This window comes from Pseudomonas sp. 57B-090624 (genome assembly GCF_003234055.1).
Lineage (GTDB): Bacteria > Pseudomonadota > Gammaproteobacteria > Pseudomonadales > Pseudomonadaceae > Metapseudomonas > Metapseudomonas tohonis.
In genome coordinates this window covers 1-25,786 of the sequence record NZ_QKRU01000086.1, presented here as the reverse complement: position 1 = coordinate 25,786, position 25,786 = coordinate 1, and the positions used below count along the sequence as shown (strand labels likewise).

General features: G+C 64.8%; 21 protein-coding genes and 1 pseudogene. 8 read left to right on the top strand and 14 right to left on the bottom strand.

Features of this window, described 5'->3' with window-relative positions; all coding sequences use genetic code 11:
- The 5 genes from DMX10_RS28180 to DMX10_RS28160 all read right to left on the bottom strand — a co-directional run.
- Positions 1 to 1,186 (bottom strand): acetyl/propionyl/methylcrotonyl-CoA carboxylase subunit alpha (locus DMX10_RS28180; protein ID WP_146603072.1); only part of this gene is annotated, 1,186 nt, incomplete at its 3' end.
- A gap of 70 nt (positions 1,187 to 1,256) precedes the next feature.
- On the bottom strand, positions 1,257 to 2,054 hold the full coding sequence (locus tag DMX10_RS28175; protein WP_111264203.1) for a gamma-carboxygeranoyl-CoA hydratase: 798 nt from the start codon (positions 2,052 to 2,054) through the stop codon (positions 1,257 to 1,259).
- A 91-nt stretch (positions 2,055 to 2,145) separates the two neighbouring features.
- The gene (locus tag DMX10_RS28170) at positions 2,146 to 3,753 is read right to left on the bottom strand and encodes a carboxyl transferase domain-containing protein (protein WP_111264202.1); all 1,608 of its coding nucleotides are present in this window, start codon (positions 3,751 to 3,753) and stop codon (positions 2,146 to 2,148) included.
- Positions 3,754 to 3,846: 93 nt separating this feature from the next.
- A complete protein-coding gene (locus DMX10_RS28165) occupies positions 3,847 to 5,010 on the bottom strand; it encodes an isovaleryl-CoA dehydrogenase (protein WP_111264201.1) in 1,164 nt (387 codons plus the stop codon).
- A 43-nt stretch (positions 5,011 to 5,053) separates the two neighbouring features.
- Positions 5,054 to 5,449 (bottom strand): MerR family DNA-binding transcriptional regulator, encoded by a 396-nt coding sequence (locus tag DMX10_RS28160; RefSeq protein WP_021218137.1) that lies wholly within the window; start codon positions 5,447 to 5,449, stop codon positions 5,054 to 5,056.
- Between the two features lie 234 nt (positions 5,450 to 5,683).
- Here DMX10_RS28160 and DMX10_RS28155 point away from each other — a divergent pair, with 234 nt between their 5' ends.
- The 6 genes and pseudogenes from DMX10_RS28155 to DMX10_RS28125 all read left to right on the top strand — a co-directional run bounded on the left by DMX10_RS28155 (position 5,684) and on the right by DMX10_RS28125 (position 13,460).
- Positions 5,684 to 7,573, top strand: a complete 1,890-nt coding sequence (locus DMX10_RS28155; RefSeq protein WP_111264200.1) for a sigma-54-dependent Fis family transcriptional regulator — start codon at positions 5,684 to 5,686, stop codon at positions 7,571 to 7,573.
- Positions 7,574 to 8,244: 671 nt separating this feature from the next.
- Positions 8,245 to 9,972 (top strand): ABC transporter ATP-binding protein, encoded by a 1,728-nt coding sequence (locus DMX10_RS28145; RefSeq protein WP_111264199.1) that lies wholly within the window; start codon positions 8,245 to 8,247, stop codon positions 9,970 to 9,972.
- Positions 9,962 to 10,633 (top strand): S8 family serine peptidase, encoded by a 672-nt coding sequence (locus tag DMX10_RS28140; RefSeq protein ID WP_111264198.1) that lies wholly within the window; start codon positions 9,962 to 9,964, stop codon positions 10,631 to 10,633. Before DMX10_RS28145 ends, DMX10_RS28140 begins: the two co-directional genes overlap by 11 nt.
- A pseudogene (locus tag DMX10_RS28135) lies at positions 10,626 to 11,914 on the top strand (NAD(P)/FAD-dependent oxidoreductase). Before DMX10_RS28140 ends, DMX10_RS28135 begins: the two are co-directional and overlap by 8 nt.
- 81 nt (positions 11,915 to 11,995) lie before the next feature.
- Positions 11,996 to 12,811 carry a protein phosphatase 2C domain-containing protein gene (locus DMX10_RS28130; protein ID WP_111264197.1) on the top strand — a complete coding sequence of 272 codons (816 nt, stop codon included), beginning with the start codon at positions 11,996 to 11,998 and terminating at the stop codon, positions 12,809 to 12,811.
- Between the two features lie 118 nt (positions 12,812 to 12,929).
- Entirely contained in the window at positions 12,930 to 13,460 is a 531-nt protein-coding gene (locus DMX10_RS28125) for a hypothetical protein (protein WP_111264196.1), read from the top strand.
- Positions 13,461 to 13,467: 7 nt separating this feature from the next.
- Here the strand turns inward: DMX10_RS28125 and DMX10_RS28120 are convergent, their stop codons facing one another.
- Both DMX10_RS28120 and DMX10_RS28115 read right to left on the bottom strand, forming a co-directional pair.
- The gene (locus DMX10_RS28120; protein ID WP_111264195.1) at positions 13,468 to 14,304 is read right to left on the bottom strand and encodes an AraC family transcriptional regulator; all 837 of its coding nucleotides are present in this window, start codon (positions 14,302 to 14,304) and stop codon (positions 13,468 to 13,470) included.
- Positions 14,305 to 14,436: 132 nt separating this feature from the next.
- On the bottom strand, positions 14,437 to 14,895 hold the full coding sequence (locus tag DMX10_RS28115) for an Rrf2 family transcriptional regulator (protein WP_111264194.1): 459 nt from the start codon (positions 14,893 to 14,895) through the stop codon (positions 14,437 to 14,439).
- A gap of 163 nt (positions 14,896 to 15,058) precedes the next feature.
- Between DMX10_RS28115 and DMX10_RS28110 the strand changes: the two genes are divergently transcribed.
- Both DMX10_RS28110 and DMX10_RS28105 read left to right on the top strand, forming a co-directional pair.
- Positions 15,059 to 15,949, top strand: a complete 891-nt coding sequence (locus DMX10_RS28110) for an NAD(P)/FAD-dependent oxidoreductase (RefSeq protein WP_111264193.1) — start codon at positions 15,059 to 15,061, stop codon at positions 15,947 to 15,949.
- A gap of 14 nt (positions 15,950 to 15,963) precedes the next feature.
- A complete protein-coding gene (locus DMX10_RS28105) occupies positions 15,964 to 16,644 on the top strand; it encodes a class I SAM-dependent methyltransferase (RefSeq protein ID WP_111264192.1) in 681 nt (226 codons plus the stop codon).
- A gap of 92 nt (positions 16,645 to 16,736) precedes the next feature.
- Here DMX10_RS28105 and DMX10_RS28100 read toward each other — a convergent pair whose 3' ends face one another.
- The 7 genes from DMX10_RS28100 to DMX10_RS28075 form a co-directional block, all read right to left on the bottom strand.
- Complete coding sequence (locus DMX10_RS28100) at positions 16,737 to 17,945, bottom strand: hypothetical protein (protein ID WP_111264191.1); 1,209 nt, start codon at positions 17,943 to 17,945, stop codon at positions 16,737 to 16,739.
- 178 nt (positions 17,946 to 18,123) lie between these two features.
- Positions 18,124 to 18,363, bottom strand: coding sequence for a CopG family ribbon-helix-helix protein (locus tag DMX10_RS28095; protein WP_043246443.1), 240 nt, complete (start codon positions 18,361 to 18,363; stop codon positions 18,124 to 18,126).
- Positions 18,364 to 18,451: 88 nt separating this feature from the next.
- Positions 18,452 to 18,709 carry a hypothetical protein gene (locus DMX10_RS28090; protein ID WP_043246445.1) on the bottom strand — a complete coding sequence of 86 codons (258 nt, stop codon included), beginning with the start codon at positions 18,707 to 18,709 and terminating at the stop codon, positions 18,452 to 18,454.
- Positions 18,710 to 19,905: 1,196 nt separating this feature from the next.
- Positions 19,906 to 20,214: a hypothetical protein gene (locus tag DMX10_RS32630; RefSeq protein WP_146603071.1), complete on the bottom strand. Its 309-nt coding sequence runs from the start codon at positions 20,212 to 20,214 to the stop codon at positions 19,906 to 19,908.
- Positions 20,215 to 20,474: 260 nt separating this feature from the next.
- A complete protein-coding gene (locus tag DMX10_RS28085; RefSeq protein ID WP_371921735.1) occupies positions 20,475 to 23,246 on the bottom strand; it encodes an RHS repeat-associated core domain-containing protein in 2,772 nt (923 codons plus the stop codon).
- Between the two features lie 13 nt (positions 23,247 to 23,259).
- The gene (locus tag DMX10_RS32625) at positions 23,260 to 24,711 is read right to left on the bottom strand and encodes an RHS repeat domain-containing protein (protein WP_146603070.1); all 1,452 of its coding nucleotides are present in this window, start codon (positions 24,709 to 24,711) and stop codon (positions 23,260 to 23,262) included.
- Between the two features lie 131 nt (positions 24,712 to 24,842).
- Complete coding sequence (locus DMX10_RS28075) at positions 24,843 to 25,466, bottom strand: RHS repeat protein (protein WP_256604871.1); 624 nt, start codon at positions 25,464 to 25,466, stop codon at positions 24,843 to 24,845.
- Positions 25,467 to 25,786 lie beyond the last annotated feature (320 nt).

The following is a 25,786-nucleotide window of genomic DNA, read 5'->3' as shown; positions in this document are numbered from 1 at the left end:
TTTCACCCCAGGCGATCAGCTTGGCCAGCATCGGGTCGTAGAAGGGCGAGACCTCGTCGCCCTCGGCGACGCCGCTGTCCACCCGGCGGCCGGGGCCGGCGGCGGGTTCGCGGTACAGGGCCAGGCGGCCGCTGGCGGGGAGGAAGTCCTGCTGCGGGTCTTCGGCGTAGAGGCGCACTTCGATGGCGTGGCCGTTCAGGGGCACCTGCTCCTGGGTGATGGGCAGCGCCTCGCCACGGGCGACGCGGATCTGCCAGGCCACCAGGTCCAGGCCGGTGATGGCCTCGGTGACCGGGTGCTCCACCTGCAGGCGGGTGTTCATCTCCATGAAGAAGAAGTCGCCACGCTCGTCGAGGAGGAATTCCACGGTGCCGGCACCGACGTAGCCGATGGCCTGGGCAGCGCGCACGGCAGCTTCGCCCATGGCGCGGCGCAGCTCCGGCGACAGGCCGGGAGCGGGGGCTTCCTCGACCACCTTCTGGTGGCGGCGCTGGATCGAGCAGTCGCGCTCGTTGAGGTACAGGCAATTGCCGTGGCGGTCGGCGAAGACCTGGATTTCCACGTGGCGTGGCTTGAGCACGTACTTCTCCACCAGCATGCGCGCGTCGCCGAAGGCCGACTGGGCTTCACGCTGGGCGGAGGCCAGGGCTTCGCCCAGTTCGGCTTCGCGCTCCACCACCTTCATGCCCTTGCCGCCACCACCGGCGGCGGCCTTGAGCAGCACCGGGTAGCCGATGCGCTCGGCGGCGGTACGGAAGGTCTCCAGGTCCTGGGCCTCGCCGTGGTAGCCGGGCACCAGGGGCACGCCGGCGTCTTCCATCAGCGCCTTGGCGGCGGACTTGCTGCCCATGGCGTCGATGGCGCTGGCCGGCGGGCCGAGGAACACCAGGCCGGCGGCCTCGATGGCGCGGGCGAAGGCGGCGTTCTCGGAGAGGAAGCCGTAGCCGGGGTGGATGGCCTGGGCACCGCTGGCCTGGGCGGCGGCGATGATGCGCTCGGCCTGCAGGTAGCTTTCCGAGGGCTTGGCGCCCCCCAGGTTCACCGCCATGTCGGCCTCGCGCACGTGGCGGGCGTGGCGATCGATTTCACTGTGCACGGCCACGGTGGTCAGGCCCAGGGCCTTGGCGGTGCGCATCACCCGGCAGGCGATTTCGCCACGGTTGGCGATCAGCAAGGTTGTAATCATTGTTCTGCTCCTTTGGCGAGCTGGGGGCTAATGCTGGCTGCGATTGCTTCCGGCTTCGGGCTTCCAGCTTCTAGCTGTTCGTTTGCCACCCCGGCTTGCGTTTTTCCAGGAAGGCATTGAGCCCTTCCTGCCCTTCGGGGCTGACGCGGATGCGGGCGATGGCGTTCTCGGTGTAGCGGCGCAGGTTGGGGCTGAGGGCACCGCTGCCGACTTCGCGCATCAGCTCCTTGCTCACGCGCATGGCCTGGGGGCTGTTGAGCAGCAGGTTGGCGGTCCAGTCCTGTACCGCCTGTTCCAGTTCCTCCGCCGGGTAGCACTCGGCGAGCAGGCCCAGTTCGCGGGCGCGCTCACCGTTGAAGCGTTCGGCGGTGAGGGCGTAGCGGCGTGCGGCGCGCTCGCCGATGGCCTGGACCACGAAGGGGCTGATCACCGCCGGGGCCAGGCCGATGCGTACTTCGGACAGGGAGAACTGCGCGTCGCTGGCGCCGATGGCCATGTCGCAGCAGCTGATCAGGCCCAGGGCGCCGCCGAAGGCCGCGCCCTGCACCACGGCGAGTGTGGGCACCTTGAGCTGGTAGAGGCTGTACATCAGCTCGGCCAGCTCGCGGGAGTCGTCCAGGTTGGCGTTGTAGTCGAGGCGCGCGGACTCCTGCATCCAGGCCAGGTCCGCGCCGGCGGAGAAGTGCCGGCCCCGGCCGCGCAGCATCAGGAAGCGCACGTTGGCGGCGCTCTTGACGGCTTCGAGGGCGAGGATCAGCTCACGGATCATGCCGGCGTTGAAGGCGTTGTTCTTCTCCGGGCGGTTGAGCCAGAGGGTGGCGACGCCGTTGTCGGCGAACTCCAGTTGCAGGGTGTCGAAGTCGGTCATGGGATTCCCCAGCTGCACGTTTCAAGCGGCAAGCTGCAAGTGCGAGCCGCGTCTCTTGAAGCGTGCGGCTGGCAGCTTGCGGCTGGTTTTTTCACATCCGGAACACACCGAAGGTGGTCGGCTCGATCGGCGCGTTGAGAGCGCTGGAGATCGCCATGGCGAGCACCTCGCGGGTCTGTGCCGGGTCGATCACGCCGTCGTCCCAGAGCCGCGCGCTGGAGTAGTAGGGGTGCCCCTGGCGCTCGTACTGGTCGAGGATCGGCTGCTTGAGGCGCGCCTCGTCCTCGGCGCTGAACACCTGCCCGGCGCGTTCGCTCTGCTCGCGCTTGACCTGGGCCAGCACGCCGGCGGCCTGCTCGGCGCCCATCACGCCGATGCGTGCGTTGGGCCACATCCACAGGAAGCGCGGGTCGTAGGCGCGGCCGCACATGCCGTAGTTACCGGCGCCGAAGCTGCCGCCGATGATCACGGTGAACTTGGGCACCTTGGCGCAGGCCACGGCCGTGACCAGCTTGGCGCCGTGCTTGGCGATGCCGCCGGCCTCGTATTTCTGGCCGACCATGAAGCCGGTGATGTTCTGCAAAAACAGCAGCGGGATGCCGCGCTGGCAGGCCAGTTCGATGAAGTGCGCGCCTTTTTGCGCGGCCTCGGCGAAGAGGATGCCGTTGTTGGCGAGGATGGCGATCGGGTAGCCGTTGAGGTGGGCGAAGCCGCACACCAGGGTGGTGCCGAACAGGGCCTTGAATTCATCGAACTCGGAGCCGTCCACCAGGCGCGCGATCACCTCGCGCACGTCGAAGGGCTGCTTGGCGTCCGCCGGGATCACCCCGTACAGCTCCTGCGCCGCGTAGCGCGGTGGCAGCGGCTGGCGGTGGTTGAGCTGGCCGAGCTTGCGCCAGTTGAGGTTGGCGATGCTGCGCCGGGCCAGGGCCAGGGCGTGGGCGTCGTCCTCGGCGTAGTGGTCGGCCACGCCCGAGGTCTTGCAGTGCACGTCGGCGCCGCCCAGGTCCTCGGCGCTCACCACCTCGCCGGTGGCGGCCTTCACCAGCGGCGGGCCGGCGAGGAAGATGGTGGCCTGGTTGCGCACCATGATGGTTTCGTCGCTCATCGCCGGCACGTAGGCGCCGCCGGCGGTGCAGGAGCCCATGACGACGGCTATCTGCGGGATGCCCAGGGCGCTCATGTTGGCCTGGTTGAAGAAGATGCGGCCGAAGTGCTCGCGGTCGGGGAAGACCTCGTCCTGGCGCGGCAGGTTGGCGCCGCCGGAGTCCACCAGGTAGATGCAGGGCAGGCGGTTCTCGCGGGCGATGGCCTGGGCGCGCAGGTGCTTCTTCACCGTCAGCGGGTAGTAAGAGCCGCCTTTCACCGTGGCGTCGTTGGCCACGATCATGCATTCGACGCCTTCCACGCGGCCGATGCCGGCCACCACGCCGGCGGCGGGCACGTCCTCGCCATACACCTCGTGGGCGGCCAGCTGGCCGATCTCGAGGAAGGGCGAGCCGGGGTCGAGCAGGCGGTTGATGCGCTCGCGGGGCAACAGCTTGCCGCGCGAGGTGTGGCGTTCCTGGGCCTTGGCGCCGCCGCCTTCATGGACGCGCGCCAGCAGCTCGCGCAGCGCGTCGACCTGCTCGCCCATGGCCGCGGCGTTGGCGGCGAAATCGGGGGAGCGCGGATTCAGCTGTGTAGTGAGAATGGTCATTCGGGGCTCCGCGGGCTTGAAGCCGGAAGCGGGAGGCTGGAAGAGGGCAGTGCATGCGTCCGGCTTCCAGCTTCTGGCTTCCAGCTAGTTCGTTTACTTGGTTTCGTTGAACAGCTCGCGCCCGATCAGCATGCGGCGGATCTCGCTGGTGCCGGCGCCGATCTCGTAGAGCTTGGCGTCGCGCAGCAGGCGGCCGGCGGGGAATTCGTTGATGTAGCCGTTGCCGCCGAGGATCTGGATCGCGTCCAGGGCCATCTGGGTGGCGCGCTCGGCGGTGTAGAGGATCACCCCGGCGGCGTCCTTGCGGGTGGTCTCGCCACGGTCGCAGGCCTGGGCCACGGCGTAGAGGTAGGCGCGGCTGGCGTTGAGCTGCGTGTACATGTCGGCGACCTTGCCCTGGATCAGCTGGAACTCCCCGATGCTCTGGCCGAACTGCTTGCGGTCGTGGATGTAGGGCACCACCACGTCCATGCACGCTTGCATGATCCCGGTGGGGCCGCCGGAGAGCACCACGCGCTCGTAGTCGAGGCCGCTCATCAGCACCTTCACGCCGCCATTGAGTACGCCGAGGATGTTTTCCTCCGGCACTTCCACGTCATCGAAGAACAGCTCGCAGGTGTTGGAGCCGCGCATGCCGAGCTTGTCGAACTTGTTGCTGCGGGAGAACCCCTTCCAGTCGCGCTCGACGATGAAGGCGGTGATGCCGTGTGGGCCCTTCTCCAGGTCGGTCTTGGCGTAGATCACGTAGGTGTTGGCGTCGGGGCCGTTGGTGATCCAGGTCTTGCTGCCGTTGAGCACGAAGCGGTCGCCCTTGCGGTCGGCGCGCAGTTTCATGGAGACCACGTCGGAGCCGGCGTTGGGCTCGCTCATGGCCAGGGCGCCGACGTGCTCGCCGCTGATCAGCTTGGGCAGGTACTTGTGCTTCTGCTCGGCGGTGCCGTTGCGGTTGATCTGGTTGACGCACAGGTTGGAGTGGGCGCCGTAGGAGAGGGCGACCGAGGCGGAACCGCGGCTGATCTCCTCCATGGCGACCACGTGGGCCAGGTAGCCCAGGCCCGCGCCGCCGAACTCCTCGGGCACGGTGATGCCGAGCAGGCCCATCTCGCCGAACTTCTTCCACATGTCCATGGGGAAGGCGTTTTCGCTGTCCACCTGGGCCGCGCGGGGCGCCAGTTCGGCGGCGACGAAGGCTTGCACCTGCTCGCGCAGCATGTCGATGGTGTCGCCGAGGGCGAAGTTCAGGCTCGGGTAAGTCATGGTTCCACCTGTGCTTGTGATTGTCGGGAAACGGGTTGTCGGGTCAGGCGCTGGCGCCCTGTTTCTTGGTTTCGGCGAGGGCGGCCAGGCAGCGTTCCTCGGCGGTGTCCAGCTCCAGCTGCATCTGCTGGATGTCGAGCAGCTGCTGTTCTAGCTGCGCGCGGCGGGCGGCGATCTTCTCCATGAAGGTCTCCAGCTGCTTGCGGTTGCCGCTGCTCGGGTCGTAGAGGTCGATCAGCTCCTTGCACTCGGCGAGGGAGAAGCCGATGCGCTTGCCGCGCAGGATCAGCTTCAGCGCCACCAGGTCCTTGGGGCTGTAGATGCGTTCCTGGCCCCGGCGTTCGGGGAAGAGCATCTCCTGCTCCTCGTAGAAGCGGATGGCGCGGGTGGTCACATCCAGTTCGCGGGCGAGGTCGGAAATGCTGTAGGTCTTGGACATGGAAACGGGCTCGGCTTTGTTTACCTTTACGTTAACGTAAACCTGTGCGAACCTGCCTGTCAACGCTCGTCACGGTCGTTCCGCTGGCCTCTTCTGGCGCGAAGATTGCTCGCCATGCCAACGGACGACACGGCTCTTTACGGCGCCGAAAGGCGGGTGTAGACATTCTGGGCGACCCTGCCGCCAACCCCCTCCACAGGGGCCGGGCGAGGAGGGCGCTGGAGTACGAATGACATGCGAATAACAAGAAATGACGATGTCCTGCGGCAATCCCGACTCGCCCGCCTGCGCTTGCAGAACGAAGGCGACCTCCCTGATGGCGTGCTGCGCGAGGAGATCGACGCCTCCTGGCGGCGCAGCCTCGGTCACGGGCTCGACTGCCTGGAAGGCGACGGCGCGGGCATCGAGCAGCTGCGCGACCTCGACCTGCTGCTGGCGGGCAACCGCCTGCTGATCGACGCCGCCACCCCCGAACTCGAATACCTGGTGCGCCAGCAGGGGCAGGGCGGCCTGGTGATACTCGGCGACGCCCAGGCCAACGTGCTGGCCATCGAGGGGCAGACCGACGCCCTGCAGCTCGCCGGCCTGCGCGACCTGCGCCCGGGCAGTTGCTGGAGCGAGTCCCTGCGCGGCACCAATGCCCTGGGCACCGCCGTGGTCGAGGGCCGACCGACCCTGATCAACAGCGGCGAGCATTACCTCGACCGCCTCAGCCGCTTCGCCTGCACCTCGGTGCCGCTCAAGGACCCCCACGGCCGGGTGGTTGGCGTCATCGACCTGACCCGCGAAGGGCACCTGGCCGAGCCGCGCGACAGCTTCGCCACGCTGCTGTTGGCGGCCGGCAATATCGAGAGCCGCCTGTTCGGCCTCAGCTACCCGCAGCAACTGGTGCTGGCCTTCCATTCACGCCCGCAGTACCTCGGCTCCGCCTGGCACGGCCTGCTGGCCCTGAGCCTGGACGGCGAACTGCTGGCCGCCAACGACCAGGCCTGCCACCTGCTGCGGGTGGAGCGCCAGGCGCTGGTGGGCCACAGCTGCGAGGAGTTGCTCGGCGCCCGCGCCTCGGGCTTCCTCGCGCGCCTGCTGCAAGGCGGCGTGAGTAGCGTGCAGACCCCACGCGGCGAGTTCTTCTTCCGTGCCCTGCACCTGCCCCGGCACATCGGTGTCGCCTCGGTGGCACCGGCCAGGCCGACCGCCACGCCCGCGCCGGAGCTGGACGCCCTGGCCGGCGGCAACGCACGCCTGGCACGCGCCCTGCGCATGGCCCGCCAGGGGCTGGCCGGCGAGTTGCCGGTGCTGCTGCTGGGCGAAACCGGCACCGGCAAGGAAGTGGTCGCCCGTGCGCTGCACCAGGCCAGTGCGCGGGCGGGCAAGCCCTTCGTCGCGGTGAACTGCGCGGCGATCCCCGAAGGGCTGATCGAATCCGAACTCTTCGGCTACCGCGAGGGCGCCTTCACCGGCTCGCGCAAGGGCGGCATGGTCGGCCGGGTGATGCAGGCCCAGGGCGGCACGCTGTTCCTCGACGAGATCGGCGACATGCCCCTGGCCCTTCAGGCGCGCCTGCTGCGCGTGCTGCAGGAACGCCGCGTCGCGCCCCTGGGCGCTGGCGAGGAGCAGGAGCTGGACATCGCCGTGATCTGCGCCACCCACCGCGACCTGCAGCGCCTGGTGCAGGGCGGGCAGTTCCGCGAAGACCTCTACTACCGGGTCAATGGCGTCAGCCTGCGCCTGCCGTCACTGCGTGAGCGCGATGACCTGGCGGCGCTGATCCCCGAGGTGCTGGCGCGTCTCGGCGAGCCCGGCATGAGCCTGGACAAGGACCTGGCCGAACTGCTCGCCGGCTACGACTGGCCGGGCAACATCCGCCAGCTGGAAATGGTGCTGCGCTCGGCCCTTGCCATGCGCGAGCCCGGCGAACGTACGCTGGGCCTGGACCACCTCACCGACAGCCTGCTGGACGAGCTGACCAGCAGCCGCCGCCAGCCCGGCAGCATCCGCGAGAACGAGCTGGAGCTGATCCGTAGCGCCCTGGAACGCCACCAGGGCAATGTCTCCGCCGCGGCCGACGCCCTGGGCATCAGCCGCGCGACGTTGTATCGCAAGCTGAAGCAGCTGAGGGGATGAGTTCCATGCAGGAGCATATTGTTCTTGTAGGGGCGAATTCATTCGCCAAGGGCAACGTAGTTGCCCCGTTGGCAGCCCTCCGGCCTGCTGGGCGAATCAATTGGCTTTGTCTGCGTTAGCTATTGTGGTTTTAAAGCAAGCGCTCAAGCACGGCCCTTTCCGGGCGCCCAAGGGTTCGTGCCACCGCCACCGCATGGGTTTCGCTTCGCTCTACACCATCCTACGAAAGCCCGTGCGCACCACATGGCGATGCGCTGGACGAAGAAGTTGGAGCAGCGGCCAACGCCCCTCCAGGAGGCCGAACGCAGTCGTTGCGCCGGGAGACGAGCGGCATGGATGCCGCGAGAGGCGCGCCAGGCCATGGATGGCCCATCGCGCCGGCCCCCAGACGACGCTTGCGGCGAACGCACTTCAGTGCGGCCCGAAGGGCGAGCGTAGCGAGTAACGACGATGGAGTGAGGGAACCCCGGCGAAGCCGGGGCCGGATGATGGGGCAAGTTTTTTGGTTCCTTTTTACCGGGCTGGCGTTCCAGCGATTGGAAAAGGGACTCGCCCGGGGGGCGAAACCAGAAACATCACCAGAGCTCGGCAATCAGCTGGACTCAAATCCTCTAGCAACACTTAACGCAGACAGAGCCAATGAATTCGCCCCTACAGTGTTTCTGTGCCTCATGACCCGCCTCCTGCTCAAGCTCGTCGACGCCAACGACCCTGACCTGCTGCGCCGTGCCCTGGCCTGGCTCTACGGCTTCGTCCGCCCCCACGGCCGGGCCATCGCCGTGCTGCTAGGGTTGTCCCTCTGCGCCAGCCTCTTGGTGCTGGCCCAGCCCTGGCTGACCAAGACGCTGATCGACGACGGCCTGCTGGCCCGGGACTTCGGCACCCTGGTGCAGGTGGCGCTGGCGATGATCCTGGTCGGCCTGCTCGGCACGGCGCTGTCGGGCATCAACCGCTACCTGCACACGCGGCTCTCGGGGCGCATCCTCTTCGCCCTGCGCGATGACCTCTATCGCCACCTGCAGCAGCTGTCGCCGGCCTTCTTCGGGAGCAAGCGCCTGGGCGACATCCTGTCGCGGCTGGATGGCGACGTGGCGGAGATCCAGCGCTTCGCCGTGGACTCGCTATTCTCCGCCGTCTCCAGCGTCATCGGCCTGGTGGGGGCGGTGGCGCTGATGCTCATGCTGTCCTGGCAGCTGTCGCTGCTGCTGGCGCTGCTGATCCCCATCGAGGTGCTCTGGCTGCGCTGGATGCGGCGCAAGGTGGAGCGCGAGGTGCGCAGCCTGCGCGAACGCTCGGCGGACGTGTCGTCCTTCCTGGTGGAAACCCTGCCGGCGATGAAATTCATCCAGGCCGCCGGTGCCCAGCAGCGCGAAGCGCGGCGCCTGGAAGGCTTGGGGCAGGGCTACATGCGCCAGCTGCTGCGGGTGCAGGTCACCGAGTTCTTCACCCACGCGGTGCCCGGCACGCTCACCTCGCTGTCCCGCGCCTGCGCCTTTCTCATCGGTGGCTACTGGGTGATCCAGGGCACCTGGCAGTTGGGCGCGCTGATCGCCTTCTCCACCTACCTGGGCATGGCCGTGGGGCCGGTGCAGAGCCTGCTGGGGCTCTACGTCGCGCTGCAGCGCATGACGGTGAGCCTCGGCCGGGTGATGGAGCTGCAGCAGGAACCGGTCACGGTGCGCCAGAGCGACGCGCCGCAGCCGATGCCGGAAGGCCGTGGCGCGCTGCGCCTGGAGGGCGTGCACTTCGCCCACGAACAGCGTGCCGGCGTGCTGCTCGATGGTGTGGACGCGAGCATTCCCGCCGGCCTCAAGGTCGCCATCAGCGGGGCGTCGGGCGTCGGCAAGTCCACCCTGATCGACCTGCTGCAACGCTTCTACGACCCGGACCGGGGCCGCATCCTGCTGGACGGCGCCGACCTGCGCGAACTAGACCTGCTGGCCCTGCGCCGGCGCATCGCCGTGGTCAGCCAGGACATCGTGCTGTTCCGCGGCACCCTGGCGGAGAACCTCGCCTACGCCGCCCCCGACGCCAGCCGCGACGCCATCGAGCAGGTGGCGCGGCTGGCCCGCCTCGATGGCCTGATCGCGTCCCTGCCCCTGGGGCTGGACAACCCCCTGGGCGAGCGTGGCCAGCAGCTTTCCGGTGGGCAGAAGCAGCGCATCGCCATCGCCCGCGCGTTGCTGCAGGACCCGCTGATCCTGGTGCTGGACGAGGCCACCTCGGCGGTGGACGAAGCCACCGAGCGCGACGTGATCGCCGCCATCGACCAGCTCTTCGCCGGGCGCACGCGCATCCTCATCAGCCACCGTGCCTCCACCCTGGCCGAGGCCGATCTCGCGTTCCGCATGGAGCAGGGCCGCCTGCAGCACCTGGAGCCGGTGAGCCATGGGCACTGAGCTGGTCATCGGCATCATCGACAGCGGCTTCGCCTCCGAGCAGGTCGCGCGGGTGACGCTGGCCCGACGCTTCTGGCTGGAGGGCGGCGAGCTGCAGGAAGGCGAGGCGCAGCCCGATGCCCTCGGCCACGGTCCCCTGGTGCTGGATGCCATCGGCCCGCCCAGCGCGCCGGCGCGCATCTGCATGGCGCAGGTCTTCGGCGAGCGTTGGCAGACCAGCCCGTTGCAGGTCGCCGCCGCCCTGTACTGGCTGGCGGAGCAGGGCGTGGCGTTGATCAACATGAGCCTCGGCCTGCGCAATGACCGCCCCGTGCTGCGCGAAGCCTGCGCGCTGGTGCAGAGCGCCGGTGTGCTGCTCTGCGCTTCCAGCCCCGCCCAGGGCGCGGCGGTGTATCCGGCCGGCTACCCGGGGGTGATCCGCATCACCGGCGATGCCCGTTGCGCGCCGGGGCAGTGGTCCTGGCTGGGCAGCCCCCAGGCCGATTTCGGCGCCCATGTCAGTGCCGCCAATGGCGTGTCCGGAGCCAGCATGGCCTGCGCTGCACTGAGCGGAATCATCGCGGCCCACCTGCGCGAGCACCCCGGTGCCGGCCGCGAGGCGGTGCTGCGCTGGCTGCACGAAGGCGCGGCCTTCACCGGGCCGGAGCGCCGCCATGGCTGAGATCGTCGTGCTCGGCGCCGGCCCGGCGGGGGCGGCGGTCGCCCTGGGGCTGAAGCGGCTGGGCTACCCGGTGCGGGTGGTCACTGAGTGGCGGCGTTTCGCGGCGCTGGAGGGCGTGTCGCAACGGGTGCTCGAAGGCCTGCGTCATGCCGGCCTCACCCATGCGCTGGCCTGTGCCGATGCGCCGTCGCCACGGCGGGTTGCCTGGGGCGCTGGCAGCCAGTCGATCAACCAGGAATGCCTGCTGGACCGGCCGCGCTTCGATGCGGCGCTGCGCGAGGACCTGGCCGCTGCCGGTATCGCGGTGCAGGAAGCGCGGGTGCTGCGGGTCGAGCCGCTGGAGCGTGGGCACCTCGTGCATCTCGATGGCGGCGCGCCGTTGCGTGCGGACTTCCTGGTAGAGGCCCGGGGTCGCCAGGCACCGCTGGCGGGGGGCGCCTGCGTGGCCCGGAAACCCTCAGCCTGCTCAATACCTGGCGCGATGCGCCGGGCCGCCCAGGCTCGGCGCTGGAAAGCCTGGCCGACGGCTGGGCCTGGATGGCACGGCGGGAAGACGGGCGCTGCTACTGGCAGATCACCCGCGACGCCCAAGGCCTGCCACCCAAGGAGCACCTGCCGGCCTGGTGCGCGGTGCGGCGCGGCGAATCCACCCTGGTGCGCGAACTGTTCGGCGAGGCCGCGTTGCAGCCGGCCGACCTGCATGCCCGCAGCAGCACCGCCATCCTCTTCAACGAGGCCGTCGGCGTGGATTGGCTGCGGGTGGGCGATGCCGCCATGGCGGTGGACCCGCTCTCGGGCAACGGCATCTTCCAGTCCCTGTCTTCGGCGTTGCAGGCGCCGGCGGTGATCAACACCCTGCTGCAGCGGCCGGAACGCATCGCACTGGCCCGGCGCTTCCACCAGCAGCGGGTGGAGCAGCTGTTCCTGCGCTTCGCCCGCACCGGCCGCGACTTCTACGCCCTGGAACGGCGCTGGGCCGAGCAGCCGTTCTGGCGGGAGCGCAGCACCTGGCCGGATGCCGAGCCACTGCACGCACCGGCCGATATCAACCAGCTGCGTGTTGCGCGCGCGCCCGTGATCCAGGGCGACCTGATCGAGGAACGGGAGGTGGTGGTCACCGCCGATCAGCCCCTGGGCATCTGGCACCTGGACGGCATTGCACTCGCGCCCATCATCCAGGCGTTGCACGCCGGGCAACTGGCCGAGGCGCTGGCGGGCCTGGCGCCCGAGGCGCGGCGCAAGGTGCAGGGCTGGCTGCTGGGGCAGGGCTATCGGCCCTGATTCGTGTGTTTCCTGTCCTGTTCGGAATGGGCGAAGGCTAGAATGCGACGCTGATTCAGCCTGGCCATTGAAGGGACCCCCATGCATTTCGACCTGATCCAGACCCTCAGCCTCGCGGGCAAGAACTCGGTTCCCAACGACGACCGCATCGGCAGCGCCGAGCAGCATGCCTGGGTCATCGACGGCGCCACCGACCTCGGCGAACCGGGGCTCATGGGCGAGCGCGGTGGCGCGGCCTGGCTGGCCGGCTCGGCGCATCGCGCATTCGCCGGTGCCTCGGGCCCGCTGGCGGAACTGTGCAACGGGGTGTTCGACCGCGTCGCCACGGACTATGCGCGTGACCGCCAGCGCGAGCCGGTCGCCCACTGGGAGTTGCCCCGCGCCTCGCTCGCCGCCGTGGCCATCGAGGGCGAAAGCCTCGCCTGCGGCCATCTCGGCGACTGCGTCGTCATCCACCGCAGCGCCAGCGGCGTCGCCTTCCTCACCCCCGAGCCGAACCGCGACACCGAACAGGCCGAAGCCGCGGCCCTGGGCCCGGGCACCGGTGCCGACAACGTGCGCAGCGCCCACGTGCTGGCCGACCGCCGCGCCGCCCGCGAACGCCCCAAGGCGGTACTGAGCGTCGACGCCGAGCAGGCGAAGGCCGGCATGCACTACGCCCGCGCGCCGCTGGCCAGGGGCGACGACCTGTTGCTGATGACCGATGGCTTCGCCGCGCTGTTCGACACCTACCGCCACTACGACGCCGCCACCCTGGTGGCCCGCGTGCTGGAAAGCGGCCTGCTGCCCCTGGCCGCCGAACTGCGCCGCATCGAACTCGAAGACGCCGCCTGCCTGCGCTACCCGCGCTTCAAGGCCAGCGACGATGCCTCGGTGATCTGGTTGCGGGTGGGGTAGGGCAGGCCGGCTTTGTAGGGCGGGTGAAACCCGCGATTGTCCTGTTATCGGACCGTCGGGTTGCACCCGACCTACGTGAAGTCGCAACACCGCAGTTCGAAAGGGAGAGAAACACCCCATGGAGTATTACACCTGCCGTATCCAGTTGCGTGGGCAGAGCCATTTGTTCATCTGGTACTGCGACGACACTGATGGCGTCGTGAAGAACGATGTCGGCAAGGTGGTCACCTTCGCGTCGGAGCGCGATGCCGGGCGCTATCTGGAACAACTGGGATTGCAGTTGCAGGATCAGGACGAAGTGCCTGACTACGATTTCGACGAGATCGCTCTCTGGTGCGTATCGCCAGACGTCGAATCGATCGATTGCTCGGACTTCCTGAATACCTGGAACATGCTCGTCGACCTCATCGGCAAGCCGGCGAGCCCATCCGCATTCAGGGAGGCCAACCAGCGCCTGGACCACATCTACGACACGCTGTTCTGGGGTAACAATCTGCCTTCCGTCACGCCCGAGGGGGAGCACTTCACGCCCGCCTGGCCGGATGAGGACATCCAGGAAATAGCCTGCCTGTTCACGGCGGGTATCGCTGAAATCTCGGTGCTGTTCGAAGTCGAACCTTATCGCTTAGTGACTGAAGCCGGACGCTGATCCGGCTTCACCCGCGTCGCACCACCGGCACCCATACCTCCACGAACCCCGTCCCCTCCATCGGATCAAAATCGGCGCTGTACTGCTCGAATTCCGGGGCGTCGGCGAAGGCGTACTCGGACTCGGGCAGCCACTTGTTGAAGATGGTGAGGAAGGTCTGGTGGATGGTCGAGATGTGGCCCAGGTGGCGGAACACGGCGTAGTCCTGCCGGGGCACCTTGAAATGGCGCAGGGCGGGCGGTAGGCCCTCGGTACGGGGCACTTCGACTCCGGCGATGTATTCGAAGCTGCCGTCCTCGCCCGGGTTGCAGCACAGCCCGTAGGTGACGTAGCTGGTCTGCCCGGGGATGTTGCCCAGGTAGGGCACGAAGGCCTGCCACAGGCCGACGATGCCTTCGTTGCGGTCGAAGGTGAAGCGCTCGCCCAGACCGGCGATGATGAATTCGGCGCGGGTTTCGTAGCGGGGTTCGGACAGTTCCACGAAGCTCATTTCTTTCATGCGCAAAGGCTCCACCAGTGACAGGTTCCCGTGCCCCTGTTCGCGAACCTGCCGGGGCGTTACGCCGAACAGGTCGCTGAAGGCACGCGTGAAGGCTTCATGGGAGCCGTAGCTGGCATCCAGCGCGATATCGAGGATGTCGCGCTTTCTCTCGCCCAGTGCCAGCGCCGCCTGGCTCAACCGGCGCGCACGGATGTAGCGCATCACCGACCAGCCCGTGGCCAGCGAGAAGAACCGCGACAGGGCGAAAGGCGACAGGCCGAACTGGCGCGCGACGTGCCCGAGGTCCAACTCGGAGCCCAGCTCCGTTTCGATGAACCACAGGACTTTCTCGATGCTTGGCATAGGGGCTCCTTGAAGACGGGGCGACGTTAGCAGGGGAGCAAAGGGGGGATTTGATCGTTCTTGCGGCCCGGCTATCGACGGACGTGCCGGGCGCCGAATTGTAGGGGCGACTTCAGTCGCCCGCTCTAGACATCACTCCTCGTGCCGCCCCTCGACGCCCCAGCCGCTCGCCTTGCACAGCACGTCGAAATCACGTGCCAGCTCCGCCAGGGTGATGGCGCCGAGGCGGTCGATGAGCAGCGCTTCGGCCTGGTTCAGGGCGTCTTCCAGGGCGGCGTTGACCACGCGCTCGACGGCGCATTCCGGGGTTTCGTTCTCGATGCCGATGGCGAAGATCCTCGGGCCGCCGACGGCGTTGTGGATGTCCAGCAGGGTGATGGTTTCGAGGTCGCCGGCCAGGGTCCAGCCGCCGCCGTGGCCTTTCTCCGAACTCACATAGCCCGCCTGGCGAAGGCCGGCCATGGTGCGGCGGACCACCACCGGGTTGGTGTCCAGCATCCGGGCGATCTGTTCAGAGGTGAAGGGTTGGTCGTGGCGGGCCATGTGCAGCAGCACATGGAGCATGCGGGAGAGCCTGCTGTCCTTTCTCATTGCATTGCCTCTGTTGCGCCTTGCGTCAGGTGGAACGAATGACGCCACTTTATAAGTTGCGTGATAAAAAATCCTCGCTCTATCATGTAGCTCTAAAAGTTTCATGATTTTCGGCCGGCCATTCCGAGTCCCGGATGCCGGCGAGCAACGGAGGAGAGCAGCGATGCAATACGACGTGATCATCATCGGCGGCAGCTATGCCGGCCTGTCGGCGGCCATGCCCCTGGCGCGGGCGCGCCGGCGCATCCTGGTGGTGGACGAGGGGTTGCGGCGCAACCGCTTCGCCGCCCATTCACATGGCTTCCTGACCCAGGACGGCAACGCGCCCGGTGCCATCGCCAGCCAGGCACGCGAGCAGGTGATGGCCTACGAGACGGTCGAGTGGCTCACCGGCAAGGCCGTTGCCGTCGCGCTGACGGAGCGGGGTTTCCGTGTCGAGATCGAGGGCGAGGAGCCGCGCGAGGCGCGCCGGCTGATCTTCGCGGGCGGGGTCGTCGACCAGCTCCCCGAGATCCCCGGCCTGGCCGAGCGCTGGGGCAGCCGGGTGTTCCATTGCCCCTACTGCCACGGCTACGAGCTGCAGCAGGGGCGGATCGGCGTCATCGCCACTTCGGCCATGTCCATGCACCTGGCGCTGCTGCTGCCGGATTGGGGCAGCACGACGCTGTTCCTCAACCAGGCGTTCGAGCCCGACGCGGAGCAACTGGCCAAGCTCGCCGCGCGCGGCGTGACGCTGGAGCACGAGCCCGTGCGCGGTATCGACGGCGAGCTGGATGTGGTGCTGCACGACGGGCGGGTGATCAGCCTGGATGGCCTGTTCGTGCCCACCCACATCGATGTCGCCAGCTCGCTGCCGCAGATGCTGGGCTGCGAGTTCGACGAGGGCTTCTACGGGCGGATCATCCGCACCGACGCGATGAAGGCGACCAGCGTGAAGGGCGTCTACGCCTGTGGCGACGCGGCGCGGATGGGGGGCTCGGTGCCCCTGGCGGTGGGCGACGGGACCTTGGCCGGTGCCGCCGCGCACCAATCGCTGATCTTCGACAGCCATTGATGACGGAGGCTTGCATGCAACCATTTTCCGACCCGCAGGCCGTCGCCCGTTACGCGGAGGGGCCTGTCCGCCAGGTGCCCGGGTTCCATGCCTTGCAGCGGATGGCGACCATTCTGCTGGCCGAGCGGGTGCCTGCGCAGGGCCGGGTGCTGGTGCTCGGCGCCGGTGGTGGCCTGGAGCTGAAGGTATTCGCCGAGGCGCAGCCCGGCTGGCGCTTCGTCGGGGTGGACCCGTCGGCGGACATGCTCGCCCTGGCCCGCCAGACCCTGGGCGAGCTCGAGGCGCGCGTGGACCTGCACGAGGGGTATATCGAATCGACTTCCCTTGAGCCCTTCGACGGCGCCACCTGCCTGCTCACGCTGCATTTCCTGCCGGAGGAAGAGCGCCTGCGCACGCTCCGGGAGCTGCTGCTGCGCCTGAAGCCCGGCGCGCCGCTGGTGGTCGCCCACCACAGCGTTGCGCAACCGAGTGCGGACCGGGCGCGTTGGCTCGGGCGCTACGCGGCCTTCGCCACGGCTTCCGGCGTTCCCGCGGCCCAGGCCGGGAGTGCGATCCCGGCCATCAACGAGCGGTTGCCGCTGCTCTCGCCCGAGCAGGATGAGGCGCTGCTACGCCAGGCCGGTTTCGAGGGCGTCGAGCTGTTCTACGCCGGCTTCACCTTCAGGGGCTGGGTGGGGTATCGGCCGGGTTGGTAGGCCGATCCGGCGAGCACCGGAGTGGAGTCGCTGGCAGCCGAAAAAAAGCCCGCTCCACGGAGCGGGCTCGTTGCATGGCCGAAGGCGCCGACTCAGCCGATCAGGGTATAGCCGAAGGGGTTGTGGCGCAGGTCGCCGAGCTTGTAGCCGAAGTCGGGGCGCTTCTTGTAGGGAGTGAGCGGCTCGCTGGCTTCCTCCAGGCCGAAGGTCGCCAGGAAGGCCTTCTCGAAGCGCGCGACCGAGTCGATCTGCTCCTGCTCCGACGGCTCCGCATCCTCGCCGAAGGCGATCACGAAGTCCGGCAGCCCCAGGTTCTGCATGCCGCAGGTGTAGAGCTTGTCGTCGTCGCTGATGGGCTTGCGCACGAACATCTTGTACAGGGCCAGCAGCATGGCCTTCTGGTCGCGCTGCTCCACCGCGTCGGTCATCTGGGTGATCAGCTCGCGCCAGCGCACGAGGCCATGGGCGAGGCCGGCGGTCTCGATCTTGGCGGCGGTGATCATGCCCTTGTCGATCAGGTTGCCCAGGCAGCGCGCGGTCACCATCGCCACGGAGATGCGCGTCCGCTCGGAGAAGATGTTGCGCACGATGAAGTAGGCGGAGGCGGTGTGGTTCTCGATGTTCTCCCAGTCCTGGTCGGTCATCGAGGGCTCGGTGCGGTCCATGCAGGCCGAGTAGGAGCGGGGCATGCGGTCGTCGTTCACCAGTTCGCTGAACTCCGGGTCCAGGCGATAGGTGTCGACGAAGGCTGCGGCGGCCATTTCCTCGAACTCCGACTTCAGCGCATCGAAGGAATCCATGTTGCCCAGCACGTTGAGGATCATGGCCGGGGGCAGGCTGGCCTTGATGTTGGTCAGCTGCTCGTCCTTGGCGGCGATGTAGGCCTCCAGCGCCTCGAAGTGCTTCACGGCGCTTTCCTGGATCGCCGCGCTCTGCTCGGCGATGGGGAAGGTATCGAGCGTGTCCTCGCCCTCTGCATCCACCTCGACGGGCTGGTAGCGCACCTCGTATTCGCGGGTCTCGTGGTCCACCAGCTTGAAGATGTAGTGGCGGTGGTCGCTGTGCCCGTTCCTGGCGGCCGGGCTGTCGAAATTCTCCACCGCGACGCGGATGCGGTGCTGGTCGAACACGACGAACGCCTCCGTCTCCTCGCCATCGTCCAGTTCGAGGGTCACCCACTCGTCGTTGTCATTGCCTTCGATGTACGCGTGGAAGTGCTCTTCCACGTACTCCGAGTTCAGCAGGGCCTGGATGCGGTCGTAATCGATTGCGGCGAGAGCGGGGCTCGGGGCGTTGGCCATGGTGCGTCCTGTCGGGCTCATTCCATCGGCTGCCGGCGGCAGCGGATGGGTGGGGGATCGGGTTGTACTTGAGGCCGCGATTATCGGGGGAGCTGGGGAGGGAATTCTGTGAGAGAGGCCTGAATCCGTGGAGGAGGGGTGGCCGGTGGTCGGCGCGTCGGCAAAGTGACCCAGCCACTCAATATGCATCGCCGGACCATTTCTCCAGTACGGCCTGCACCTCCTCATCGCTGGCGAAGTCGCCGGCATCAGCCTCCTTCAAGGCGCGCTCTGTTTCCGCCAGTTGCCAGACTTCACGGTGCAGGTATTGCCACAGCGCTTCCTCCGCCAGGGAGTCTTCACTGCGGCCAGTGGCCTTGGCCAGGCTGGCCAGGTACTGGGCGACCTTCTCGGAAATAGTGAGCGAAACGAGTGACATGGCGACCTCCATGTACGGTCGGGCTGTATCGCCTGGAGCAACACGGTTGCTCCCGGCGAATCCTCAGGTAGATGGGACGGGGTCCCGGCTATTTACCCGGCAACTGCGCCAACTCCGCCAGTTTGCAGAAGTCCTCATAGTTGTTGCGCGACAGGTGAACCATCGCGTCCATCAAGGCCCCTTCCCGGTATCGGCTGAGGTAGGGGTAGTCAGCGCCGTCGCGCAAGGCTGCGAAATCTAGGAGCAACTCCGCCATCACCTGGGTGGTGTGCAGTCGCGTGTCGAGGTGGTCGACCAACTGCTGGATGCGTTGCTCCTTGTAATCGATTAGAGGGGCGCTGTTCATGCCGAGGCCTCCTTTGTGGATACGTGGAGGGGGTGAGCAAGAGGGACATAAGCTTCGTGCATGGTGGTTCTCCGTTATGGGGTCAGGAGCTGGCACCAATTCGCTGTCAATCGAAGGGTGGCAGACCGCGCGGGGTTGACAGACCGGCTAACGGGAACCGGCAGACCGCGAAGGTCTCCCCGCGCGATCTGCCATAGAGCAGAGCAGCTATGAAAGCTGCATGCGTACCGATGCCTGCAAAAAACATTCGCTGTTTCTCGCATGCACGTCGTGGCGCATTCGCGCCCGTTAGTTTCGGGCTGTCAAACCCGGCCACGGGATTGACCGTGGCCGGGGCAGGATAGGGAGGAGGGGGCGGGAGGGCAAGGGGATATAGTCAGTATCTATTCGCCGGGCTACGCGTGGCCATCCCTTCTCATGAAGCCCTTCAATGCATCTTGCCTTTAAACTGCACTGATCAAAGTTTATTGATTACCTCCTGATCCGAATCACGCATGATATGGCGAAAATAAATAGCACCCCAAAAAGCATCAGAGCTGTTTTGAGTGATTCGTTGCTTGCGGTGTATGCAAGTGCCCCAGAGAAACCTATTGCAGTTATCCAGTCATAGGATTTTATTCTGGTTAAACCCAAGGCTAAATTTCGATTTGGGGAGAAAAATTTTGCCGCTAAAATCGAAAAAAATACCACTAATGCAATGAATTCTGGATTTTTCTCATCTGTAAATTTCCACAACAAAAAACACAGGGCGGAGATGCCTGCTGTTATGCATGTGTATAGTGATTTATTAATTTTGAGAACTCTATTTTTAGTCTTCTGAGGCATCGATTGTCGAGGAGGTGCTACTGCGTAAATAGGTGCCCATGCCAGTGGTTGGCAGTGTGAAATCGCATTAGTACAGGCTAGGTTGTAGGCGCTGCACCAACTTGAACGCCGTGCTGGTACAACCTGAAACCGTGGTCAGAGCGGCCTGCTGGGGGGCTGGTGACAGTAATATGCGATCAATGGCTGAGCATTGCCTCATTCGACGCAAACACAACTCAAATCCCGACAGCAACTGAGGCGGGTTAGTCGAAGAGGTAACTCGTTGAGTAATGTTGTGGTCGCAACCCAAGCCATGCTGTTGTCGTCTCAACCGGCGGCAGGAAATTGAGGTGAGCTTCGATTCGCACGCTTGATAATTGTTTGCCCTAAAGTCAAGGCTTATATTCATATGCTGTATACCTGTCAGCATAAAATGTGGCTAGATCTTTCTCTGATTCATAAAGTTCAGACCAGACCTCATAGCCATCTATCAAAGACTCTCCATCTTGTAAAAAGCAAGCTTGCTCAGGGTGAGATTCAAATCCGCAGCATTCTGCATATTCAACTGCTTCCTGTTCACCTTTTAGGTAGGCTGTTTCAAGGTCCGGCGCTTCAAAACAGACTGTGCGCTCTTCAAAAATATTTTTTCCATCCTCTTTCTTCCCAAAGAGATATACATTTCTTATAGCGTACCAAGGCATGTGGCCTCCTAATGTTTCTTTTTCATATATTTGAACTATCACATAACTCGTATTTTGTTATTGACTTCGCATGCTAGCTCCGAGATGGAGTAAGTGCTGTTGTCAGGCTAGGGATATGAGTCTTATCCTTACAAAGGGGGCATTCGACCGCGCCGATTGCGACTCATATTCACTCCACAATCCTCGCGCTACCCGCACTACGATATCGCTTCGTCGACTTAGCACGTTGCCTTCGCCGGCTAACCTATCTACAAAACTAGTCATTGTTGGCCTAGGTCAATGATGTCTGGGCGCGTAGGTGAGCTCCAGCCCGGAAATGAAGGGGAGGCTTGAGCATGTGACGCTGGAGTGTTGTGTTCTTCTTCACACCGTAGATCTACAGGGCAGTTGGGATTAGGGAAGTTAAGCTCTTCGCACAGTGCACAAGGAGCTGCGCCAGCGATGCATGCAAGTTCGATGTGAATAAGTGGGCCGCGAATAGATCTGATCTTTCCCCCCTTGGATTTTCGACTACCTCTCTCCCCCATAGCTTTTTCATGAGTTTTTAGCTTTTTCTGCAGTGCGTTTCTAGTTTTTTTGTCGAGGTTTGGGTCTTTTAATTGCTCTTTGATTCGGTCTACTTGTGCTTGATCAAGTTTATGGTTTCCTTCAGCTGTTAAACCATACGCATCGAAGTAGCCCAGGGGATTACCTTCTACATATCCATAGGTATTTAATCCCCCATCCAACCCAATCGGATCACTCTCCACATACCGCCCGGTCTCCGGATCGTAGTCCCTGAAGTAGTTGTAGTAGAGCGCACTGTGCGCATCGGCGACTTGGCCCGGGAAGCGCAGGATCACATCGATGTTGCTGCCATAGGTGTTGGGTTGCCCCACACCGAATGCATCGCTCTGCCAGCTCCACACCAGGTTGCCGCCCTGGTTGGTGGCCAGGCGCGGGGTGTTGAGGTGGTCGCTGTGCAGGTAGGTGAGGGTGGTGCTGGCAATGGTGGTGCCGGCAGCGTCGTAGCCGAGGTCGATCTGGGCGATGGGCAGGCTGTCGAGCCAGACGTAGTAGCTGGCTTTGCTCTTCTTGCCGCTGCTGGTGTAGCGCACCTGGCCGAGCACCTGGCCGTCGGGGCCGTAGAGGTAGGTGTAGGGCGTGTGGGCGGTGCCTTGCTGCACATCTTTGAGCACGCGCTGGCCGAGGGCGTTGTAGGCGTAGGTGGCGATGGGCGTGCCGGCCTCGTCGGTGACGGCGTTGAGGCGGCCCTGGTCGTCGTAGGTGTAGCGGCGGCTCTGGCTGTAGCGGGTGTAGTTGCCGGCGGCATCGGCTTCGACGGCGTAGCTGGTGCTGCGCTGGCTGAGGCGGTTGCTGTCGGGGGCGTAGTGCAGGGTCTGCTTGGCGGTCTGCGCTTCGCTGCCGTTGCTGGTGGCGTAGGTGGTGCGCGAACTGCGGTTGCCGGTGGCGTCGTAGGCGTAGGCCTTGCGGCTGGCGGAGGCCTTTTCCTCGGTCAGGCGATCAAGGGCGTCGTACTGGTAGTCGAGGCTGCCGAACAGGCTGTGGGCGTGGGCGGTGATGTTGCCGTTGGCGTCGTGGCTGTAGCTGCTCTGCCAGTTGCCGACCTGTTGGGCGGTGAGCTGGTAGTCCTGGTCATAGGTGCGGCTGAGGACGATGCCGTTGTTCCAGGTGAGGCTCTTCAGCGGCCCGAAGGGGGCGTAGCCGATGTTGCTGGCGAGGCTGGTGGGGGTTGCGCTGCCCACCGCAAAGCCGACCTGACTGACCTGGCCAGCGGCGTTGCGGCTGTAGTGGATGCTGAAGCCGGCCGGGTAGTCGATGCGGATGAGGTTATTGGCGGCGTCGTAGGCGTAGCCGAGGGTGTCGTACTGATCGCTCCCCAGCACGGCCACGGAGCGCAGCTGCTCGATGAGGTTGCCGCGCTCGTCGTACTTGTAGCCGAGCACGCCGCTGGCGTCCTGCACCGCAGTGAGGCGGCCCACCCCTTTGTTGCCGTTGGCGGTCATGTCGTAGTGGTACTGGACGTTGAGCGCGGGGGTGGCGGGGTACTGGCGGCCGGTGAGGCGGTCGAGGGCATCGTAGCTGTAGGTGGTGACGATGCCGCGGGCATCGGTCTTGCGGATGACGTTGCCGGCGGCGTCGTGCGCGTAGGTGGTGGTGCCGGTGTCGGGGCTGATGAGTTGGGTGAGGTTGCCGAGGCCGTCGTATACGTAGCGGGTGGTAACGCCGCGCGGGTCGACGACCTGGGTGAGGTTGTCCTGGGCGTCGTAGCCGAGGCGGGTGACCTTGTTCAGCGGGTCGGTGCTGGAGACCAGGCGGTCGAGGGCGTCATAGGCCTTTGTGTGGCTGAACTGGCGCGGGTTGGTGTCGGTGGTGGGGTTGTCGTTGAGGTCGTACTGCCGGCTGTGGGTCTGGCCACCCGCGCCGACCGAGCGCAGCAGGCGGCCGAGCTCGTCATACACCCACTGTTGCTGCTGGGTGAGGTTGTTGGAGGCGTCCTTGATGCGCTGGGCGGTGCGGTTGCCCATGGCGTCGAGATCGAACTCGACCTGCTCGCCGAGGTTGTTGGTGATCTTGGTCAGGCGCCGGGCATCGTCCCAGGTGTAGGCGAGCCAACTGCCGTCGCCCCGGGTGACCTTGGTGATCTGGCCGATGGCGTCGTGCTCGAAGGCGGTGGTGCCGCCGCCGACGCTGACCGAGGCGAGCCAGCCCTGCGGGGTGTAGGTGAGGGCGGTGGTGACGCCGTTGGGGTCGATGACGGTTTGCGGGTTGCCGTAGCTGTCGAAGCTGGACAGCTGGGTGATGTGGCCGAGGGCGTTGGTGACGCTGGTGAGGTGGCCCTGTGCGTCGTAGGCGTAGCGGGTGATGTCCTGGACATCGGTGCGCGGGCCATCGGCGGTTTCGATCTGGCCGCTGGCGGTGTAGGTGTAGCTCCAGTTGCGCGGGGCGGCCTGGAGGCCGGTGGCGGCGAGGGTGCCGACCAGGGCGAGCGTGAGGACGCTCAAGTGGTGGTGCAGGGGTTTCATGGGCAAGTCCTTGTGCAGATCAGCGCGGGCTTACGCTCTGGCTGAGTGGGCGTCCTTGGTCGTCGTAGCTGTAGGTGGTGATGCGGTCGGGCTCGGTCACGCTGGCCGGCAGGAACAGGGTCGGGTGCCAGGTGGTGGTGACGGTGCGGGCCTGGGGCGTGCCGTAGGCTTCGGTGCGGGAGACTTCGAGGCCACGGTCGTTGTAGTCGAAGGTGGTGACGTTGCCCTTGTTGTCGGTACGGGTCTTCACCAGGCCCCGGTCGTCGTAGGTGAAGGTGGAGTTGCTGTTGGGGCAGTTGGCTGAGGGCTCGCCTTCGATGGCGGTGATGCGTCGTATGCCTTGGATGGTCTGGAAGCGGTAGGTGGTGCGCTTGCCAAGGGCGTTGGTGACGGTGGAGGAACCGTCGGCGTTGTAGCTCACCAGGGTGCGCTCGGCGCCGCCGGCGTGCTCGCTGGAGATGGCGCGGCCCTGGTCGTCGTAGGCCCAGGTGGCGTAGCGGATGCCGCGTTCGTCGGTGATGCCGGTGAGGAGGTTGGGGTTGCGAGGATCATCATAGAAATAGTTTCTGGTCTCTCCGTTAGAGTAATTTAATCGCGAAAGCTTTCCATGGGCATTGTAAGTAAGGTCGATTTTTATATCCCCTAACTTGGCGGAGAGCAGCGCTGTGTTTCGTGTTTTTAGCTCTATTTCTTTGGTGGGTAGCTTTATAATGGTCGTGTCTGCTGACTGATTTATATATGTGGTTTCATCGTTACTGATGACTCTTGAAAGCCTGCCGCTGCTATCGAAGTTCAGGATTTTATTTTCTTGAGTGATATAAGTGAACAGCCCGTTTTCTATTATTAGTGAGCCGGTTCTTGGCAGGTTTGGTGTAAGCAAAGGATTGCCAGCGTTTGTGAAGTGTACAGCTTTACCGTCGTTTTTTGTGATGGTTATGTGATTGTCTTGGGTAGTTATTTGGTCTGAGTAGTTGTGGCGCCACACTCCATCGCTGGAGTTATAGAAGAGATTTAAGTTCGGTAGCAGGTCTTCGGTCTGAATTTTATTTCCCGTGGAAAAAACGATTGTATTGCCTGCTAAGGGGCAGGTGGCTTCGTCGGGCATGCCTTTTGGAGACGCTGCAAGATCGGGGTCGGGGGCTTCGCACTCGCCGGTCAAGGGGTTATAGCTTGAATTGGTCTGGCAGGAGTCACCAATTCTATAAATTATCTCGGTTCTCCACGAGCCGGATTGATCTTTAAATGTACACTTTCCGTCAAAAGTATAGAGTTCAATGCCGTAATAGGGCCAGTTTCGGGTGGACGCATAAGAAGAGCACGCGGCAACAGGGCTCTTGTTAGCATGGACACCGAATTCTAGTGTGGCGACTCGCCAATAATAAGTCGTAGCGCTGGCATTCTGGGAAGAAGTTAAAAGAATCGCCAAATACAGTAAGGGGTTCCAGTTTTTTTGAATGTCTTTATGGTTCATTGAGGCACTAGCTTTATTTGAGACGTAAGCCGAAGCAGATAAATGTCGCCGGGAAGTGCAGAGCTGCCAAAGCCTAGTTTTAAAGCTCCCCGAAGGCGGTAGTGCAAGCATTAGTCACAATCCTTTTTGATTCAGTGCGGCGTGACAACTTGGCTGAGTGGTCGTCCTTGGTTGTCGTAGCTGTAGGTGGTGATGCGATCAGGCTCGGTCACGGTGGCCGGTAGGAACAGGGTCGGGTGCCAGGTGGTGGTGACGGTGCGGGCCTGGGGCGTGCCGAAGGCTTCGGTGCGGGATACTTCGAGACCACGTTCGTTGTAATCGAAGGTGGTGACGTTGCCCTTGTTGTCGGTGCGGGTCTTCACCAGGCCACGGTCATCGTAGGTGAAGGTGGAATTGCTGTTGGGGCAATTGGCCGAGGGTTCGCCTTCGATGGCGGTGATGCGCCGTATGCCTTGGATTGTCTGGAAGCGGTAGGTGGTGCGCTTGCCGAGGGCATTGGTGACGGTGGAGGAGCCGTCGGCGTTGTAGGCCACGGTGACCTTTTCCGCACCGCCGGCGTGCTCGCTGGAGATGGCCCGGCCCTGGTCGTCGTAGGTCCAGGTGGCGTAGCGGATGCCGCGCTCGTCGGTGATGCCGGTGAGGAGGTTGGGGTTGGCGTCTTCGTATTGATAGGTCTGGCTGGAAACAGCTGCGCCTCGGGTGGTGGTAACAGCAGTCAACCTTCTGATGGAGTTGTACGTGTAGCTGATGGACATTTCTCCCATTGCAAATAGCTTGGGCTGATATTCAGCATCCTGTCGGAGAGTGGCCGTGTTGCCGAAAGAGTCGGTAATGGTTATGAGGGCGTCGAAGTAAGTCAGCGCTTGCCATTGACCATTTTTTTCAGTGATTTTTGAAAGCCGAAGTGCCGAATTGAAGGCGAGTTTGGTGCCGTTAGGCTCTTCAAATAAGGCGGCGGCAAAAACTGAGTGCAACACCTGACCTTTCCGGTACGGTGCTGCCCCTATGTCTTATACCGAACTCAGCGTTGAAGAGCGCGCCACCATTCAAATCGGTCGTACCCAAGGCTTCAGCC

Bases quoted from the DNA above. Each gene is read 5' to 3' on its own strand.
- DMX10_RS28175 (WP_111264203.1), bottom strand. From the start codon at position 2,054: ATGACCGACTTCGACACCCTGCAACTGGAGTTCGCCGACAACGGCGTC.
- DMX10_RS28170 (WP_111264202.1), bottom strand. From the start codon at position 3,753: ATGACCATTCTCACTACACAGCTGAATCCGCGCTCCCCCGATTTCGCC.
- DMX10_RS28165 (WP_111264201.1), bottom strand. From the start codon at position 5,010: ATGACTTACCCGAGCCTGAACTTCGCCCTCGGCGACACCATCGACATG.
- DMX10_RS28160 (WP_021218137.1), bottom strand. From the start codon at position 5,449: ATGTCCAAGACCTACAGCATTTCCGACCTCGCCCGCGAACTGGATGTG.
- DMX10_RS28155 (WP_111264200.1), top strand. From the start codon at position 5,684: ATGCGAATAACAAGAAATGACGATGTCCTGCGGCAATCCCGACTCGCC.
- DMX10_RS28145 (WP_111264199.1), top strand. From the start codon at position 8,245: ATGACCCGCCTCCTGCTCAAGCTCGTCGACGCCAACGACCCTGACCTG.
- DMX10_RS28140 (WP_111264198.1), top strand. From the start codon at position 9,962: ATGGGCACTGAGCTGGTCATCGGCATCATCGACAGCGGCTTCGCCTCC.
- DMX10_RS28130 (WP_111264197.1), top strand. From the start codon at position 11,996: ATGCATTTCGACCTGATCCAGACCCTCAGCCTCGCGGGCAAGAACTCG.
- DMX10_RS28125 (WP_111264196.1), top strand. From the start codon at position 12,930: ATGGAGTATTACACCTGCCGTATCCAGTTGCGTGGGCAGAGCCATTTG.
- DMX10_RS28120 (WP_111264195.1), bottom strand. From the start codon at position 14,304: ATGCCAAGCATCGAGAAAGTCCTGTGGTTCATCGAAACGGAGCTGGGC.
- DMX10_RS28115 (WP_111264194.1), bottom strand. From the start codon at position 14,895: ATGAGAAAGGACAGCAGGCTCTCCCGCATGCTCCATGTGCTGCTGCAC.
- DMX10_RS28110 (WP_111264193.1), top strand. From the start codon at position 15,059: ATGCAATACGACGTGATCATCATCGGCGGCAGCTATGCCGGCCTGTCG.
- DMX10_RS28105 (WP_111264192.1), top strand. From the start codon at position 15,964: ATGCAACCATTTTCCGACCCGCAGGCCGTCGCCCGTTACGCGGAGGGG.
- DMX10_RS28100 (WP_111264191.1), bottom strand. From the start codon at position 17,945: ATGGCCAACGCCCCGAGCCCCGCTCTCGCCGCAATCGATTACGACCGC.
- DMX10_RS28095 (WP_043246443.1), bottom strand. From the start codon at position 18,363: ATGTCACTCGTTTCGCTCACTATTTCCGAGAAGGTCGCCCAGTACCTG.
- DMX10_RS28090 (WP_043246445.1), bottom strand. From the start codon at position 18,709: ATGAACAGCGCCCCTCTAATCGATTACAAGGAGCAACGCATCCAGCAG.
- DMX10_RS32630 (WP_146603071.1), bottom strand. From the start codon at position 20,214: ATGCCTTGGTACGCTATAAGAAATGTATATCTCTTTGGGAAGAAAGAG.
- DMX10_RS32625 (WP_146603070.1), bottom strand. From the start codon at position 24,711: ATGAACCATAAAGACATTCAAAAAAACTGGAACCCCTTACTGTATTTG.
- DMX10_RS28075 (WP_256604871.1), bottom strand. From the start codon at position 25,466: ATGTCCATCAGCTACACGTACAACTCCATCAGAAGGTTGACTGCTGTT.